Raw genomic sequence first — 14,561 nt, forward strand, 5'->3', positions numbered from 1 at the left:
TCGCGTTGGGCCGGGCGCCGCGCGCTTCGCGCGCGGCGAAAAGAGGCTGCGCCGCAAAGAACGAGTGTTCCCACCGCCTTGGACTTTTCCTGTCCGAAAATATCCCGGGGGGTGAATTGGCGCAGCCAAGAGGGGGGCAGCGCCCCCCTTCTGCGCCTCACCCAAAGCCCGACAGCAGCGGGCTAAGGCGTTACCAAATCCCTGCCGCACCGTTCGGAACTGCCATACGTTTGCCATACGCTTGCCAGCCCCTTGCCATACGCGCGCCAGCACCCTGCCGGCGGGGTTCAAAGCTGTTCCATCACCGCGTCCGAGGCCTCGAAATTCGCGGTCACCGACTGCACGTCGTCGTCCTCCTCCAGCGCGTCGATCAGTTTCATCAGCTTCTGCATCCCCTCGAGGTCGAGCTCGGTCACGGTCTGCGGTTTCCACACCAGCCGCGTCGATTCCGCCTCGCCGAGGGCGGCTTCCAGCGCGGCGGACACTTCCGCCAACGCGTTGAATTCGCACCAGATCACATGACCATCCTCGCCGGATTCCACATCCGTCGCGCCCGCCTCGATGGCGGCTTCCATCACCGTGTCGGCATCGCCCGCGCCCGCCGGATAAAGGATCTGCCCCATCCGGTCGAACATGAACCCGACCGAGCCCGTCTCGCCCAGGTTGCCGCCGTACTTGGAAAAGGTCGAGCGCACGTTCGACGCCGTCCTGTTGCGGTTGTCGGTCATCGCCTCGACGATGATCGCCACGCCCCCGGGACCATATCCCTCGTAGCGGATTTCCTCGTAATCCTCGCCCTCGCCCCCCGTCGCCTTCTTGATCGCGCGCTCGATATTGTCCTTGGGCATCGAGTTCGCCTTGGCCTCCTTCACCGCCAGGCGCAGGCGCGGGTTCTTGTCGGGATCGGGGTCACCCATCCGGGCGGCGACCGTGATCTCCTTGGAAAACCGCGAGAAAAGCTTCGAGCGTGCGGCATCCTGCCGGCCCTTGCGGTGCTGGATATTGGCCCATTTGGAATGGCCTGCCATGGTTCGCTCCGTTGTGGTGGCGGGTCGTGTCGGGGGTCGCTCCGGGGCGCGCTATAATCCGGTCGGGGGCGCCGAGGCAAGGGGCGTAGCCGCCAGCACCAGGCCGCCCAAAGCAAAACCGCCCCGGGATCCCGGGGCGGCGCAGTCGGTTCGTCGGCCGTTTCAGGCGGCGCGGGCGACAAGCACCTCGTCAACCTGTTTCATCGCGCCGGCCTCGTCGATGCCGGTGACCGCGGCCACCTCGCGGGTCAGGCGTTCCAGCGCGGCCTCGTAGAGTTGACGCTCCGAATAGGACTGCTCGCGCTGGTCGTCGGCGCGGTGCAGGTCGCGCACCACCTCGGCGATTGCCAGCAGGTCGCCCGAATTGATCTTCTGCTCGTATTCCTGGGCCCGGCGCGACCACATCGCCCGCTTGACCCGCGCCTTGCCGCGCAGCGTCGCCATCGCCTTCGACACGATGTCGGGCGAGGACAGCGAGCGCATGCCGACCTGCGTGGCCTTGTCCGTCGGCACGCGCAACGTCATCTTGTCCTTCTCGAAGGAAATGACAAAAAGTTCGAGTTGCATGCCGGCGATCTCGCGATCCTCGATCGAGACGATCCGTCCGACGCCATGGGCGGGATAGACGACAAAGTCGTTCGGGCGGAACTCGGCCTTGCGGGTCTTGCTCATTCTGGCGCTTCCTCGGGCTATGCCCTGCCGACCGGAGACAAAAACACGGCACGGGAAACGCAAGCTTCCCGAAACCTGATGCACATGCCACCGAAAACGACGACCACAGGCTGCTCGAGCTGCGGCTAAGGGCTGTTATTCTGTAAAGGATATATAACAGAATTGGGGCGCGAATCAAAGCACGGAAAGTGCTTGACTCGCCCCCATTCGACCGATTCGCACAATTCTAGCGAACGAAACGTTACGTCAGCGTTAGTTTTGCGTTCGTTGCGGCCCCGGACTCAGGACCCTTCGCCCGGATTCTCGGTGAAGTACTTCTCCAGCTTGCCGGCCTCGCCGTCGCGTTCCTCCGCCTCCGGCATCGGATCCTTGCGCACCGTGATCACCGGCCACTTTTCCGAATACTTGCGGTTGAACTCGACCCAGGTCTCCATTTCGGGCTCGGTATCCGGCCGGATCGCGTCGGCCGGGCATTCGGGTTCGCAGACCCCGCAGTCGATGCATTCGTCGGGGTGGATCACCAGCATGTTCTCGCCCTCGTAGAAGCAGTCGACGGGGCAGACTTCGACGCAGTCGGTGTACTTGCAGGCGATGCAGTTGTCGGTCACCACATAGGTCATCGCGGGGTTCCTCGTTCCATGCGGCGGAAGTAGTCCTGCCGGCGCGATCAATCAACCCATCGGGGCGGGGGTGCGGCAAGGCTGCGCGGGCCGGGGCCGCGCGGGCGGCCGCCCTTGGCGGCGCGCGGCTGTGCCGGGTCCGGTGGCGGCGCCGGGGGCGAGAGATCCTCGTAGAGCGCGCGCGCCTCGGGGGCCGGGCCGCGGCGCGTGCCCGCGGCCAGGACCCGGGCCACCACCACCCGCTGCCCGATGGTGAAGGTCAGCACGTCGCCCGCCCGGACGGGCTGCGCCGGCTTGCCGACGAGTTGCCCGTTCAGGCGCATCCGCACCTGGCTCACCGCCCCGCTGGCCAGGCTGCGCGTCTTGAAAAAGCGCGCATGCCAGAGCCACTTGTCCAGCCGTATCGGCCCCGCGCCGCCCGGCAGGTCGTCGGTGGTCATGTCGTCAGGTCTTGTCGCGCAGGCCCATGAGGGCGGCGGCGAAGGGATTGTCGGGGTCGATGCGGTCCTTGCGACGGTCGGGCGCGGCGCTGTAGCTGCGCGGCTTATCGGGGCGCTGCCCCTCCTTCCGCCCGCCTTCCTTCCGCGGGCCTTCCTTCCGCGGGCCATCCTTGCGGGGGCCATCTTTCCGGGGGCCCGCCTTGCGCCGCCCTTCCTGACGGGGGCCGCCTTCGCCCTCTCCTCGCGGCTTGCCGCCGGCGCGCTTGCCCTCGCCGCGCTGGTTGCCGTCTTGCGGCTTCTGATCACCGCGGGCGTCGGCCTGCGGCGCGGCATCGGCGCGGCGCCCGCGGCGCGTGTCCCCCCGCGGCCGGGGCGCCCAGCGGAAGGTGTAGAAGACCTCCATCTCGGGCTCCGCAGCGTCGGGCTGTGGCGTCTGGGGCGATTCGGCTGATGGCGGATCGGCGGGTTCTTCGGCGGACGGGGGGGTGTCGGCAGAAGCCGCGGGAGGCGCGACCTGGGGCTGGGTGCTTTCGTCCGCCGGGGCCTCCGCCGCGGGGTCGTCAGTGACCTCCGTCGCCGGCGCCGCGTCCGCGGGGGACTCCGCTGCCGCGTCGGCTGTCTTGTCGGTCGCGGCCGGCGATGCATCCTCGGAGGCCTTGATGCGCGACTCGGCCGCCGCGGCGGCGGCGCGTGTGGCGATCTCCTCGGCGGTCAGTTCGACAGGCGTCGTGGGGCGCGCCTTGACGCGTTCGCCGCGCTCGGCGGCGTAGCCAAGGCCCTGCATCAGCTCGGCGAACTGCTCCAGCGTCATGCCGGTGATCGACAGCATGTCGGCGCTGGCCTCGAACCCGGCGCGCGTGTCGCGCGTGCGCAGCATGTCGGCCAGACGTTCCAGCATGTCGATGCGAATCGCCCGCACACCGGCCGGCTTGTAGCCCGCAAGCGCGTAGTGCTCGGCCGGGACTTCCGGAAGGTTGGGGATCGTGACCAGGCCGGGCGGCGGGCTTTCGGGAAATTCCTCGAGCCCCTGGCTCAGCGACCAGAGCACCAGCCGCAGCCGCGTCGGCGCGGGCTTGAGCAGGGCCGGCAGAAAGACCGTGAACTGGCCGAACCGGATGCCATGCTTGCGCAGCATCGCGCGGGCGTCCTGATCCAGCGCGCGCACCTCCTCGGCCACGCCGTCGCGCGGCAGGATCCCCAGCGCCTCGACCATGCGGTAGGCGAAGCCCCGGGCAAGGCCGGTCAGCGTTTCGTCGCGCTGCAGGTTCATCAGCGGTTCGAACAGCGTCGCCACCTTGCGGTCGATGAAATGCTGCAGCCGGCGGCGGACCTTTTCGGCGACATCCGCGCCAGCCTCCTCGTCGACGAAGGCCTGGACCTGCGGGCGCATCGAATCCGCGCCGGCCACCAGTTTGCCGACGGCCTCGGACCCCCACATCAACCCGCCCTGTTCGGTGAAGTCGATCTCGGTATCGGGGGCGTTGTAGAAACGGTCGGCGCGCAGGCTGAATGCCGGGGCGAGCGCCGCAACCGCCGCCTGGCGCAGCGTGCGCGCCTCGTCGACGTTTTCGGTCTTGTCCTGGCGGAAACGGAACCCCTCCAGACGGCCGATAAACTCTCCCTCGACCGTCACCTCACCCTTGTCGTTCACCTCGGCCACAAGGCTCTCCTTCTGGTTCAACCGGCGCATGAGAACACTCGTGCGCCGATCAACAAATGCTGCGGTCAGGCGGGCGTGCAGCGCGTCCGACAGACGGTCTTCTACCGCGCGCGCTTCGGCACGCCAATGATTTTCGTCGTCGACCCAGCCGGGGCGCTGCGCGACGTAGGTCCAGGTGCGGATGAAGGCGAGGCGCCGCGACAGCGTATCGATATCGCCCTGCACCTTGTCGATGCGCGCGATGTTGCGCGCCAGCCAGTCGTTCGGGACGCGCCCGCCAGCGTGCAGGAAGTCGTGGAGCCGGGCCAGAAGACCCGCGTGTTCGGTGGGCGAGATGCCGCGAAAATCGGGGATGCGGCAGATATCCCACAGAAGCTTTAGATCGCGCGCGTCGCGCAGACGCGCGGTCACCTCGGGATTGCCGGCCAGCGTCTTGAGCGCGGACAGGTCGTCGGCCTCGCGCACGCGGGTCAGCCATTCGTCCGAGGTCGGCGCCTCCAGGCTGGCGATCAGCCGCCCCAGGCTGCCGAACTCCAGCCGCGCGTTGCGCCATTGCAGCTTGCGCACCGGCAGGAACTGGTGGTTCTCGATGGCCTCGACCACCTCGGGCGCCAGCGGGCGCGCCTCGCCGGTCACGCCGAAGGAGCCCTGTGTCGTGTGCCGCCCGGCGCGCCCGGCGATCTGCGCCAGCTCGTCCGCGCCCAGCGGCCGCATCCGCCGCCCGTCGAACTTGGACGTGCCGGCAAAGGCCACGTGCCGGATGTCCAGGTTCAGCCCCATCCCGATCGCGTCGGTGGCGACCAGGTAATCCACGTCGCCGTTCTGATAAAGCTCCACCTGCGCGTTGCGCGTGCGCGGACTGAGCGCGCCCATGACGATGGCGCAACCGCCCTTGGTGCGGCGGATCAACTCAGCGATTGCATAGACATTCTCGACCGAGAAGGCGACGATGGCCGAGCGTCCCGGCATCCGGGCGATCTTCTTCGATCCGGTGTAGCTGAGTTGCGAAAACCGCTCGCGTCGGACGAACTGCGCGCCGGGCACCAGCGCGGCAATCGCGCCGCGCATCGTGTCCGAGCCCAGAAACAGCGTCTCGTGCAGCCCCCGCGCGCCCAGCAGCCGGTCGGTGAACACATGCCCGCGGTCCATGTCGGCGCAGAGCTGGATCTCGTCCACCGCCACGAAATCGGCGCCGATCTCCAGCGGCATCGCCTCGGTCGTGCAGACCCAGTACTGCGTGCGCTCCGGCACGATGCGTTCCTCGCCGGTGACCAGCGCCACGACCGAGGGGCCGCGCAACGCGACGATCCGGTCATAGACCTCGCGCGCCAGCAGCCGCAGCGGCAGCCCGATGACGCCGGTACGATGACCCAGCATCCGTTCGATCGCGTAATGGGTCTTGCCGGTGTTGGTGGGGCCCAGCACCGCCGTGACCCGCCCCTGCCTGTTCATCTTGCTGCCCTGTCTCGCGCGGTGCGGCCGGGTTATCGCCTCGACGCGCAAAGGGAAAGCCCCCGGCGCGCCGCCGCGTCAGAGGGCGGTGCCCTCCAGTTGCCGGTCAAGCCGCGAGATCGCCTCCCGGATGGACGGGCGGTGCGGGTGGATCGCATGCGCTGCGGCAAAGGCCTCCCGCGCTGGCCGATGCAGCTCCAGTTGCTCGAAGATGATGCCCAGGCCCGACAGCGCGCCGAAATGGCGGGGATTGCGCGCCAGCGTCTCCTCGATGTCGGCCAGCGCCTGGCCCAGCCGATTCGCCTGGAAATAGGCCGTGGCCCTTGCGTTCCAGGCCTCGGCGAAATCGGGCGCATGGTCGATCACGGCGCTGAAATGGGCGATCGCCTCGTCGCTGCGACCCTCGCGCAGGGCGTCCTGGCCGCGCTGGAACAGATAATCCGCCACCGCCGAGCCCGACCGCGACCATTGGCGCAGGATCTGCCGCTCGATCCGAACCCAGCGTTCCTGATCGGGGCGGGCGAGTTCCGAAAGCAGGGTCTCGATATCGGCGCCGGGCGGGTCGCTGGCCTGTGCGGCCGCGGACAGCGGCGCCAGCACCAGGGATGCCGCCACGACAAGGTTGAGAATGGTGCGCTTTCGTGCCATGCGGAAAGTGTAGCAGGACGGATGAAAAAATCGAGCCTGCGCTGCATGGCAGCGGCTCGATCGGCAATCACAGTAAGGATACCTTGAATGAGCGACGTGATCGACAAGGCGGTTGAGACACTGAACGCCAAGATCGGTGGCAGCTATGACGGCAGCGCGAAGTTCGTGATCGAGGACGAGGGCGCGATCATGCTCGACTCCGCGGGCGCGCGCGCGGGCGACGAGGATGCGGACGTGACCCTGACCGCTTCGGTCGAGACCTTCCAGGGCATGCTCGAGGGCGACGTGAACCCGACGATGGCATTCATGTCCGGCAAGCTGAAGGTCGACGGCTCGATGAGCGAGGCGATGAAGCTCGCGTCCGTTCTGGGCTGACCCGGCCTTGGCCGGGTTCGCAGCGGCACCGCTGGCGGATTGCGACGCTGCCGAAGGCGGGCGCGCGGTCTGGCTGCAAGCCGGCGACGGGCGGCGGCTGCGGCTGGCCCTCTGGCCGGGCGCGCGTCATGTCCTTCTGCTGCCCGGGCGCACCGAATGGATCGAGAAGTACGGGCAGGTCGTCGGCCAGCTTGCCACGGCAGGCTGGGGGGCGCTGGTCCTCGACTGGCGCGGACAGGGACTGTCGGACCGGCTGGCGCCGGATTCGCGACTGGGCCATGTCGCGCGCTTTTCGGACTACCAGATCGACCTGCACGCCGCGCTTGACGCGGCGCGAACACTCGCGCCCGGCCCCCTGCCGATCCTTGCGCATTCGATGGGCGGCTGCATCCTTCTGCGCGCGCTGGTCGAGGGGCTGCGCCCGCCCGCCGTTGCGTTGAGCGCGCCGATGTGGGGGCTGGAGCAGCCCTTCGGACTGTCCGCGGCCTTGCGCGCCGGGGCGCGGCTGACTGGCCCTTTCGGCCGGGACGCGGTCTATACGCCCACGACCGGACCCGACTACGGGTTGGCCTCCATGCCATACGACGACAATCCGCTGACGCGTGACCGCGCCCGCTTCGAGCGGATGAAGGCCCAGATCGCTGAAAATCCCGATCTGGTCATCGGCGGGCCGAGCCTGCGCTGGCTCGCCGGCGCCCTGGTCGAGATGCGGGCACTGGCGCGCGCGCCGTCGCCACCGGTGCCGGCACTCGTCGGGCTGGGCGGCAACGAACGCATCGTCAGCCCGCGCGCCATCCGCAGGCGGGCCGCCGCGTGGTCCGAGGCGACGCTTGTCGACTATCCCGAGGCGGAACACGAGTTGCTGATGGAGCGCGACGCGGTGCGCGACGATTTCCTGCGCCGCACGCTGGCGCTCTTCGCCGGGGCGGTGGATTGACCGGCCGGCCGCAGAAACACTCCCTGACGCTGCGCGGGCATCGCACCTCGGTCTCGCTCGAACCCGAATTCTGGGCGGCTTTCCGCGCGCTGGCCGCGCGGCGGGGCCGGGGGCTCAACGATCTTGCCGCCGAGATCGACGCGGCGCGCGGCGACCAGGGCCTGGCCTCGGCGATCCGTGTCCACATCCTCGCGGCGCTGCAGGACGATCTGCGCGGTTTGGAACCGACCGATGAGCGCGCAAACCGCCCGGCGGACGCCTGAGCAGAAAGTTTCATTGCGGTTAATTCTCAGAATTATCGGTTGAGAAACAATGGCTTGAAAGCCTGCTCACGCGTGTGCACCTGCCGGCTGTCAGCCCTCATGCACCCTCGTGTTCCCGCAGGCCTTTGCGAAAGCGCCGCATGTTCGCCTGGTAACCCAGCGCCGACTCGCGCAGCTTCGCGCGCGCCTCGGCATCCATCTCGCGCACCACGCGACCGGGGCTGCCCAGCACCAGGCTGCCCTCCGGGATCTGCTTGCCCTCGGCCACCAGCGCGCCCGCCCCGATCAGGCAGTTCCGCCCGATCCGCGCCCCGTTGAGCACGATCGCGCCCATGCCGATCAGGCTTTCATCCCCGATCGTGCAGCCATGCAGGATCGCCCCATGCCCGATCGTGCAGTCGCGCCCGATGGTCAGCGGAAAACCCATGTCGGTGTGCAGCGTGCAGCCATCCTGCACGTTCGACCCCTCGCCCAAGGTGATCCGCTCGTTGTCACCCCTGAGCGTGGCGCCGAACCAGACCGAGGCACCTGTCGCCAGCGTGACGCGCCCCAACACGTTCGCCCCGGGCGCGACCCAGCTGTCCTCGGCAATTTCGGGCAGGATATCGTCAAGGGCGTAGATCATGTTCTGGCTCCGCTCTGGCGGGTTTCGAATTCGGCGTTCAGCCCCCTCACGAAGTCGCTGAGTTCCGGCTGCCGGTCGCGGCGCATCCGTTCGGTGCGCACGATGGTGATCAGCTCCTCGGCGGCGGTGTCGAGATCGCGGTTGATCAGCACGTAGTCGTATTCCGCCCAGTGGCTGATCTCGTCGCGGGCTCGGGCCATGCGGCCGGTGATCACCGCCTCGCTGTCCTGCGCCCGCTTGCGCAGGCGTTCTTCCAGCGCGGCGATCGATGGCGGCAGGATGAAGATCGACACGACATCACGCCCGAGGGTCGAGTTGCGGATCTGCTGCCCGCCCTGCCAGTCGATGTCGAAGAGCGTGTCGCGCCCGGCCTCGACCGCGGCCTCGACCGGGGTGCGCGGCGAGCCGTAATAATGCCCGAAGACCTGAGCGTGCTCCAGCATCTCGCCCGCCGCCACCATCGCCTCGAACGCGGCATGCGTGGTGAAATGATAGTGCTCGCCCGCCACCTCGGCGGAGCGTGGCGGCCGCGTCGTGGCCGAGATCGAGAAGCGCAGCGTCGGGTCCCAGTCGATCAGCCGGCGCGCCAGCGTCGACTTCCCCGCCCCCGAGGGCGACGACAGGATGATCAGAAGCCCGCGCCGCTGCATGGCCTACTCCACGTTCTGGACCTGCTCGCGCATCTGGTCGATCACCGCCTTGACGTCAAGCCCGATGCGGGTGAGCGGCGCGTGCTGCGACTTCGAGCAGAGCGTGTTGGCCTCGCGGTTGAACTCCTGCATCAGAAAGTCGAGCTTCCGACCGACAGGGGCTGCGCTTTCCAGATGCGCACGGGCGGCCGCGCAATGCGCGGCGAGCCGGTCCAGTTCTTCCGTCAGGTCACCGCGCACGGCGATCAGCGCCAGTTCCTGCTCCAGACGCCCCGGCTCGACACCGGGTGCGGCTTCGCCCAGGCGAAGCAGGGCGGCGCGCAATGCCTCCGCCTGATTGCCGCGACGGTTCTCGGCCATCCTGCGCGCTTCCATGGTCAACCGCTCGATCGCGTCTACCTGCGCTTGCAGCACGTCACGCAGTGCAGTTCCTTCGTCCGCGCGGCTTGCTTCGAAGGAAGCGATCAACGGATCAAGCCGGGCAAGAAGTGCGGCAACCAGCGGCGCCGGATCGGTGGCGTCACTGCTGGTATCGAGGACACCGCGCAGCCCCAGAAGCCCCGCTGCCGTCATCGGCGCGAGGAGCAAGCCACGTTCCGAAGCTTGCGCCTCGGCCGCCGTGACCAGCGTGATCGCCGCCTCGAGCGCGGCCGGATCGAGCCGCGGCCCCCGAGAGCCGCCACCGCGAATGAGTCGCAACGACAGCGTCACGCTGCCGCGCGCGACCGAGTCGGAAAGCCTGCGACGAAGCGCCGCTTCCAGCCCGTCGAGCCCGTCCGGCAGCCGGAAACGGAGATCCAGACCACGAGCGTTCACCGCGCGCAGCTCCCAAGAAAACTCGTAACGGTCTGATGTTATTTCAAAACTTCCGGTCTCGGTGGCGAAGCCGGTCATGCTTTTAACCATTTGCCTAAAATGTCCCCCCAATTTGGCGCAATCCGGTTAGATTAAGATATCGGTAACGGATGTAATTCAAAGGTAAACACCGGATCTGCGCCGATAGCGAGACGCCCCGCAGGGGGCGGGCGTTAGCAGGTCCGCATTTGGTGGAGCTTTCCATGACCGACGTCACGTCGAACGTCGCCTCCTTCGTGCAGGAGCAGGCCGGCCGCATACTACGCCTGCCGTTTGCCCTGCGCGCGCCGACACTGGAATACCCCGCGGTCAACACCGTACAAGCCTACTGGGACAGGTTGCGGGTGGGTCGTGCGATGCCGTTCCGCAGCGAGATCGACCCGCGAGAGATCGATACCGCCCTGGAGTATACCTTCATCGCCGAGATCGTCGCGCCAGGCGTTGCGCGCTTGCGGGTGGCGGGTACGCATCTCAATGACCTGCTGGGAATGGAGGCGCGCGGGATGCCGCTGAGCGTCTACATGACCGGAGAGTCGCGCGGAGAGCTTGCGACCGCGATCCGGCAGGTCTCGCAGGGTGCGCGCGCGCAGCTTCCGTTGCGGTCAGACGCCGGCGTCGGCAAGCCGGCGCTGGACGGCTTGCTGGTGCTGATGCCGTTGCGCGACCGGGCAGGGCAGGCCACGCGTATCCTGGGTATCGTCGAGACGCATGGCCAGATCGGGCGACTGCCCCGGCGGTTTCGACTTGCCGGACCGGTTACTCGGCTGGTCGATTCACCCGCAGACGGCGCCACCGACCCTGTGCCGCGGTCTGACGGGCGACCGCAGTTTACCGTTATCCAAGGCGGGCGCGGCTGAAGGTCTGCTCGACGCCGCCGCAGCGATGCAATGAAACCGCGCCGGATCGTTGTCGCCGAAGAGAAAGGTCTCCCAAGGGGCGGAGACCTTGATTCCCTCTCGAAGTCGGAGAATGTCATCGAAATGCACGGTCGGCGAGCGGCCCGCCAAACGTCAGCGGTCGGGCTGTACTTCGACCTAGCATCCAGCCGCGAGCCGGTGCAGGGCGTCATCCATTCCAGCGCACTTTTCCATGATCGGCGAGGTCGTAGCCTCCCAAGTGAAGGGCGCGTCTGGCGAAGGCCTCGCTTCGGGCGAAAGCCAGGAGAGACTGGATCGGCGGCTCGAAATAGTCGCGCCGCGTCATCGCCAGATCGAAGCTTTCGTCTGCAAGCAGCGGTAGAAAGCCCATCAGCCCTGCCGCCGCCTTCAGGCCCAGTCCGCAATCGGCCTCGCCCGTCTCGATCAGTGCGGCCAGGTCGGCATGGGTTTCGGCGGGGCGGTCGACCGTCGTCAGGTCGGCTGCGCTCAGTCCCTCGCGCGCAAGCAGAACGTCGAGCAGGCGCTGCGATCCGGCCCCCTCGGCGCGCGTCGCGAAACGCATGCCGCGTGTCACGGCATCCCTGAGTCCGGAGATCGCGTGAGGGTTGCCCGGTGCAAGGATCAAGCCTTGCGTGCGCCGCGCCCAATGGATCAGTACGCAACTTATGCCCGGCAAATGCGCCTGCGCCGCGGCGACGTTCCAGCCTCCGCCCTCGGGGTCGAGCAGGTGAACGCCCGACATCAGCGCACGGCCCGCCGCCAGGTCCTCCAGTCCTTGGGTCGAGCCGCGTGCCAGCACGGCCAGACCGCTGCCGGATTGACGCAGCGCCCATTCCAGAAGCGGATCGTTCGAGCCCGAATAGATCGGCGGCGCAGGCGTGAGGCCCACCTCCGGAACCTCGGTCTGCGCCTCGAGCCAGGCATCGATCAGCCGGCGGGGGAAGAGCAGCTTTCCGGTGGCGCGGCTGAAAGGGATCGTCTGGCGCGCGACCATCTCGTAGATCGTCCGCTCCTTGACCCTCAGATAGTCGGCCACCTCACTGGTTGTCATGAGCGGCGACGTACGGCGCGCACTTTCCGGTGAGCCTTCGATGCGCGTTTCCTGCATTACACCACAGTATCCTGCAAAATTTACATGTTTGAAACCTAGCGCAATTTTTGCTTTGATTCTACCAGATTGTGAAGGGATTCTCGGTGGACGGACCGTTTGGAATCGCGCTCCAGCTGATCGCTTCAGGCGATGCGGCGCTGATGCAGATCATCGCGCTTTCGCTACGCGTGTCGCTGACCGCGGTGCTCATCGCCTGCGTGCTTGGCCTGCCCATGGGCGCGGGGCTGGCGCTGGCGAGGTTTCCGGGACGCGGCGCGGTGATCGTGGTGTTCAACGCGCTGATGGGCCTGCCGCCGGTGGTCGCCGGCCTTCTCGTCTATCTGATGCTCTCGCGCTCGGGGCCGTTCGGAGCTCTGGCCTTGCTGTTCACCCCAACCGCCATGGTCATCGCCCAGACCGTGCTGATCCTTCCCATCGTAGTCTCGCTGACCCGCTCGGTGGTCGAGGATCTCTGGGCAGAGTACCGGGAGCAGTTGCGATCCCTCGGCGCCGGGCGCTTGCGCGCCGTGCCGACGCTTCTGTGGGACGGCCGCGTGTCGCTTCTCACGGGCGTATTGGCGGGCTTCGGCCGCGCGAGCGCCGAGGTCGGCGCGGTGCTGATCGTCGGCGGCAACATTGCCGGGCACACGCGCACCATGACGACCGCCATCACCCTTGAGACGGCGCGCGGCAACCTCGGTCTGGCGGTGGCGCTGGGGATCATTCTGATGACGCTCACTCTTGCACTCAACGCGGCTGCCTGGGGCGCCGGGCAATGGGCGCGGGGGCGGCTGGGATGAGGGCCGAGTTGATCTCGGCGCGTGATATCGCCACCGCGATCCTGCCCTTACGGCTGGAGCACGCAGGCGTGGCCGTCGACGGCAAGCCGCTGCTGGCCGACCTGACGCTCGGCATCGAGCCTGGTCGCCGGCTGATCGTTATGGGCGCGAACGGTGCCGGCAAGAGCCTGTTCCTGCGCCTCTGCCACGGGCTGATCGAGCCCACTTCCGGCCGCCGGATCTGGGCTGACGGAACTTTGCGGCCCGATGCACAGGCAATGGTCTTCCAGCGTCCGGTGCTGCTGCGGCGTTCGGTTTCGGCCAACATCGACTACCCGTTGAAGCTGCGCGGCCTGGCGCGGGCGGAGCGCCACGCCATCGTTGCCCGCACGCTCGACCGGTTCGGGCTGAGCCCGCTTGCCGACCGTCCCGCCCGGCTGCTGTCCGGAGGCGAGCAGCAGCGACTGGCGCTGGCGCGCGCCTGGGCGATGCGCCCCGAAGTGCTGTTTCTCGACGAACCCACTTCGGCGCTCGACCCCTCGGCCACGCGGATCATCGAGGAGATGATCGAAATCTTCGCGGCGGATGGCATCACGATCGTCATGACCACGCACAGCATTGGCCAGGCCAGACGGCTGGCCGAGGATGTGGCCTTCCTGAACCGAGGGCGGCTGATCGAACATGGCCCCGCCGCGCCCTTCTTCGCAGGACCCCAAACGCCCGAGGCCCGCGCCTTCCTTGCGGGCGATCTGATCTGGTAACTGACGGGAGAAAGACATGATCCACCTACGCTACCACCTTATTGGCCTCGTCTCGGGCGTCGCTATCGTGACCGCGCTGCCCGCCGCCGCGCAGGACTTCATAATCGTTGCCTCAACGACCTCGACCGAGCAATCGGGCCTCTTCGGCTATATCCTGCCGATGTTCGAGGACGAGACCGGGATCGAGGTTCGCGTCGTCGCGCAGGGCACCGGTCAGGCGCTGGAAACCGGCCGGCGTGGCGATGCCGATGTCGTCTTCGTCCACGCCCGCGAACTGGAGGAGCAGTTCGTCGCCAACGGCTACGGGGTCGAGCGCTTCAGCGTGATGTACAACGATTTCGTCCTTGTCGGACCAGGCGATGACCCCGCCGGGATCGCAGACGCTGGTTGTGCCGCCGGTGCAATGGCGGCGATCGCCGGGGCCGAGGCGCCCTTCGCCTCGCGCGGGGACCACTCCGGCACGCATGTCGCCGAGCGCAACCTGTGGTCGGCCGCTGGGGTCGACCCTGCGGGCGGCTGGTACCGCGAGACCGGTTCGGGCATGGGGCCGACGTTGAACACGGCAAGCCAGATGAACGCCTATGCGCTGACCGACCGCGGCACCTGGCTCAGCTTCGAGAACCGCGGGGAACTTGAGATCCTGTTTGAAGGCGACGAGGTGCTCTTCAACCCCTACGGCGTGATCCTCGTGAACCCCGAGCGACACCGCCATGTGAGGGCCGAGCAGGGCCAGTCCTTCATCGACTGGCTCACCTCGGGCGTGGGCCAAGAGGCCATCGCCAGCTACACCCTCGACGGCAAGCAGCTCTTCTTTCCGAGCGCCGACTG

The 14,561-nt window shown here is 67.7% G+C and carries 17 protein-coding genes; 7 read left to right on the plus strand and 10 right to left on the minus strand.

Annotated features, from left to right (window positions below; genetic code table 11):
- Window positions 1–287: 287 nt before the first annotated feature.
- From IM708_RS15880 to IM708_RS15905, 6 genes are all read right to left on the minus strand, one after another.
- Window positions 288–1,028 carry a YebC/PmpR family DNA-binding transcriptional regulator gene (locus IM708_RS15880; RefSeq protein WP_209427563.1) on the minus strand — a complete coding sequence of 247 codons (741 nt, stop codon included), beginning with the start codon at window positions 1,026–1,028 and terminating at the stop codon, window positions 288–290.
- 162 nt (window positions 1,029–1,190) lie between these two features.
- A complete protein-coding gene (locus tag IM708_RS15885) occupies window positions 1,191–1,700 on the minus strand; it encodes a CarD family transcriptional regulator (protein ID WP_209427564.1) in 510 nt (169 codons plus the stop codon).
- Between the two features lie 281 nt (window positions 1,701–1,981).
- Window positions 1,982–2,320 (minus strand): ferredoxin FdxA, encoded by a 339-nt coding sequence (fdxA, locus tag IM708_RS15890; protein ID WP_209427565.1) that lies wholly within the window; start codon window positions 2,318–2,320, stop codon window positions 1,982–1,984.
- 47 nt (window positions 2,321–2,367) lie between these two features.
- Window positions 2,368–2,760: an RNA-binding S4 domain-containing protein gene (locus IM708_RS15895; RefSeq protein WP_209427566.1), complete on the minus strand. Its 393-nt coding sequence runs from the start codon at window positions 2,758–2,760 to the stop codon at window positions 2,368–2,370.
- A gap of 4 nt (window positions 2,761–2,764) precedes the next feature.
- Window positions 2,765–5,872, minus strand: a complete 3,108-nt coding sequence (locus IM708_RS15900; RefSeq protein ID WP_209427567.1) for a helicase-related protein — start codon at window positions 5,870–5,872, stop codon at window positions 2,765–2,767.
- A gap of 78 nt (window positions 5,873–5,950) precedes the next feature.
- Window positions 5,951–6,520: a tetratricopeptide repeat protein gene (locus IM708_RS15905; RefSeq protein WP_209427568.1), complete on the minus strand. Its 570-nt coding sequence runs from the start codon at window positions 6,518–6,520 to the stop codon at window positions 5,951–5,953.
- Window positions 6,521–6,607: 87 nt separating this feature from the next.
- On the opposite strand from IM708_RS15905, the gene IM708_RS15910 reads away from it, so the two are divergent.
- The 3 genes from IM708_RS15910 to IM708_RS15920 are packed head-to-tail and all read left to right on the plus strand — an operon-like array spanning window position 6,608 to window position 8,095.
- Window positions 6,608–6,895 (plus strand): SCP2 sterol-binding domain-containing protein, encoded by a 288-nt coding sequence (locus IM708_RS15910; RefSeq protein WP_209427569.1) that lies wholly within the window; start codon window positions 6,608–6,610, stop codon window positions 6,893–6,895.
- Between the two features lie 7 nt (window positions 6,896–6,902).
- On the plus strand, window positions 6,903–7,832 hold the full coding sequence (locus tag IM708_RS15915; protein ID WP_245243244.1) for an alpha/beta hydrolase: 930 nt from the start codon (window positions 6,903–6,905) through the stop codon (window positions 7,830–7,832).
- The gene (locus tag IM708_RS15920) at window positions 7,829–8,095 is read left to right on the plus strand and encodes a ribbon-helix-helix domain-containing protein (protein ID WP_209427570.1); all 267 of its coding nucleotides are present in this window, start codon (window positions 7,829–7,831) and stop codon (window positions 8,093–8,095) included. Before IM708_RS15915 ends, IM708_RS15920 begins: the two co-directional genes overlap by 4 nt.
- Before the next feature lie 97 nt (window positions 8,096–8,192).
- Here the strand turns inward: IM708_RS15920 and IM708_RS15925 are convergent, their stop codons facing one another.
- The 3 genes from IM708_RS15925 to IM708_RS15935 are packed head-to-tail and all read right to left on the minus strand — an operon-like array spanning window position 8,193 to window position 10,264.
- On the minus strand, window positions 8,193–8,720 hold the full coding sequence (locus tag IM708_RS15925; RefSeq protein ID WP_209427571.1) for a gamma carbonic anhydrase family protein: 528 nt from the start codon (window positions 8,718–8,720) through the stop codon (window positions 8,193–8,195).
- The gene (gmk, locus tag IM708_RS15930; RefSeq protein WP_209427572.1) at window positions 8,717–9,370 is read right to left on the minus strand and encodes a guanylate kinase; all 654 of its coding nucleotides are present in this window, start codon (window positions 9,368–9,370) and stop codon (window positions 8,717–8,719) included. The genes IM708_RS15925 and gmk overlap by 4 nt, the downstream gene beginning before the upstream one ends.
- 3 nt (window positions 9,371–9,373) lie before the next feature.
- Window positions 9,374–10,264 carry a YicC/YloC family endoribonuclease gene (locus IM708_RS15935; protein WP_245243245.1) on the minus strand — a complete coding sequence of 297 codons (891 nt, stop codon included), beginning with the start codon at window positions 10,262–10,264 and terminating at the stop codon, window positions 9,374–9,376.
- A 164-nt stretch (window positions 10,265–10,428) separates the two neighbouring features.
- Between IM708_RS15935 and IM708_RS15940 the strand changes: the two genes are divergently transcribed.
- Window positions 10,429–11,082, plus strand: a complete 654-nt coding sequence (locus tag IM708_RS15940) for a PAS domain-containing protein (protein ID WP_209427574.1) — start codon at window positions 10,429–10,431, stop codon at window positions 11,080–11,082.
- 208 nt (window positions 11,083–11,290) lie between these two features.
- Here IM708_RS15940 and IM708_RS15945 read toward each other — a convergent pair whose 3' ends face one another.
- On the minus strand, window positions 11,291–12,154 hold the full coding sequence (locus IM708_RS15945) for a helix-turn-helix transcriptional regulator (protein ID WP_209427575.1): 864 nt from the start codon (window positions 12,152–12,154) through the stop codon (window positions 11,291–11,293).
- A gap of 143 nt (window positions 12,155–12,297) precedes the next feature.
- Here IM708_RS15945 and IM708_RS15950 point away from each other — a divergent pair, with 143 nt between their 5' ends.
- The 3 genes from IM708_RS15950 to IM708_RS15960 form a co-directional block, all read left to right on the plus strand.
- Window positions 12,298–12,993: an ABC transporter permease gene (locus IM708_RS15950; RefSeq protein ID WP_348524984.1), complete on the plus strand. Its 696-nt coding sequence runs from the start codon at window positions 12,298–12,300 to the stop codon at window positions 12,991–12,993.
- On the plus strand, window positions 12,990–13,733 hold the full coding sequence (locus IM708_RS15955; protein ID WP_245243246.1) for a phosphate ABC transporter ATP-binding protein: 744 nt from the start codon (window positions 12,990–12,992) through the stop codon (window positions 13,731–13,733). The genes IM708_RS15950 and IM708_RS15955 overlap by 4 nt, the downstream gene beginning before the upstream one ends.
- A 16-nt stretch (window positions 13,734–13,749) precedes the next feature.
- On the plus strand, window positions 13,750–14,561 hold an 812-nt coding region (locus tag IM708_RS15960), incomplete at its 3' end, for a substrate-binding domain-containing protein (protein WP_209427576.1).

Origin of the sequence: Pararhodobacter sp. SW119, assembly GCF_017811755.1 — a bacterium.
GTDB lineage: Bacteria > Pseudomonadota > Alphaproteobacteria > Rhodobacterales > Rhodobacteraceae > Pararhodobacter.

Bases quoted from the DNA above. Each gene is read 5' to 3' on its own strand.
- IM708_RS15880 (WP_209427563.1), bottom strand. From the start codon at position 1,028: ATGGCAGGCCATTCCAAATGGGCCAATATCCAGCACCGCAAGGGCCGG.
- IM708_RS15885 (WP_209427564.1), bottom strand. From the start codon at position 1,700: ATGAGCAAGACCCGCAAGGCCGAGTTCCGCCCGAACGACTTTGTCGTC.
- fdxA (WP_209427565.1), bottom strand. From the start codon at position 2,320: ATGACCTATGTGGTGACCGACAACTGCATCGCCTGCAAGTACACCGAC.
- IM708_RS15895 (WP_209427566.1), bottom strand. From the start codon at position 2,760: ATGACCACCGACGACCTGCCGGGCGGCGCGGGGCCGATACGGCTGGAC.
- IM708_RS15900 (WP_209427567.1), bottom strand. From the start codon at position 5,872: ATGAACAGGCAGGGGCGGGTCACGGCGGTGCTGGGCCCCACCAACACC.
- IM708_RS15905 (WP_209427568.1), bottom strand. From the start codon at position 6,520: ATGGCACGAAAGCGCACCATTCTCAACCTTGTCGTGGCGGCATCCCTG.
- IM708_RS15910 (WP_209427569.1), top strand. From the start codon at position 6,608: ATGAGCGACGTGATCGACAAGGCGGTTGAGACACTGAACGCCAAGATC.
- IM708_RS15925 (WP_209427571.1), bottom strand. From the start codon at position 8,720: ATGATCTACGCCCTTGACGATATCCTGCCCGAAATTGCCGAGGACAGC.
- gmk (WP_209427572.1), bottom strand. From the start codon at position 9,370: ATGCAGCGGCGCGGGCTTCTGATCATCCTGTCGTCGCCCTCGGGGGCG.
- IM708_RS15935 (WP_245243245.1), bottom strand. From the start codon at position 10,264: ATGACCGGCTTCGCCACCGAGACCGGAAGTTTTGAAATAACATCAGAC.
- IM708_RS15940 (WP_209427574.1), top strand. From the start codon at position 10,429: ATGACCGACGTCACGTCGAACGTCGCCTCCTTCGTGCAGGAGCAGGCC.
- IM708_RS15945 (WP_209427575.1), bottom strand. From the start codon at position 12,154: ATGACAACCAGTGAGGTGGCCGACTATCTGAGGGTCAAGGAGCGGACG.
- IM708_RS15955 (WP_245243246.1), top strand. From the start codon at position 12,990: ATGAGGGCCGAGTTGATCTCGGCGCGTGATATCGCCACCGCGATCCTG.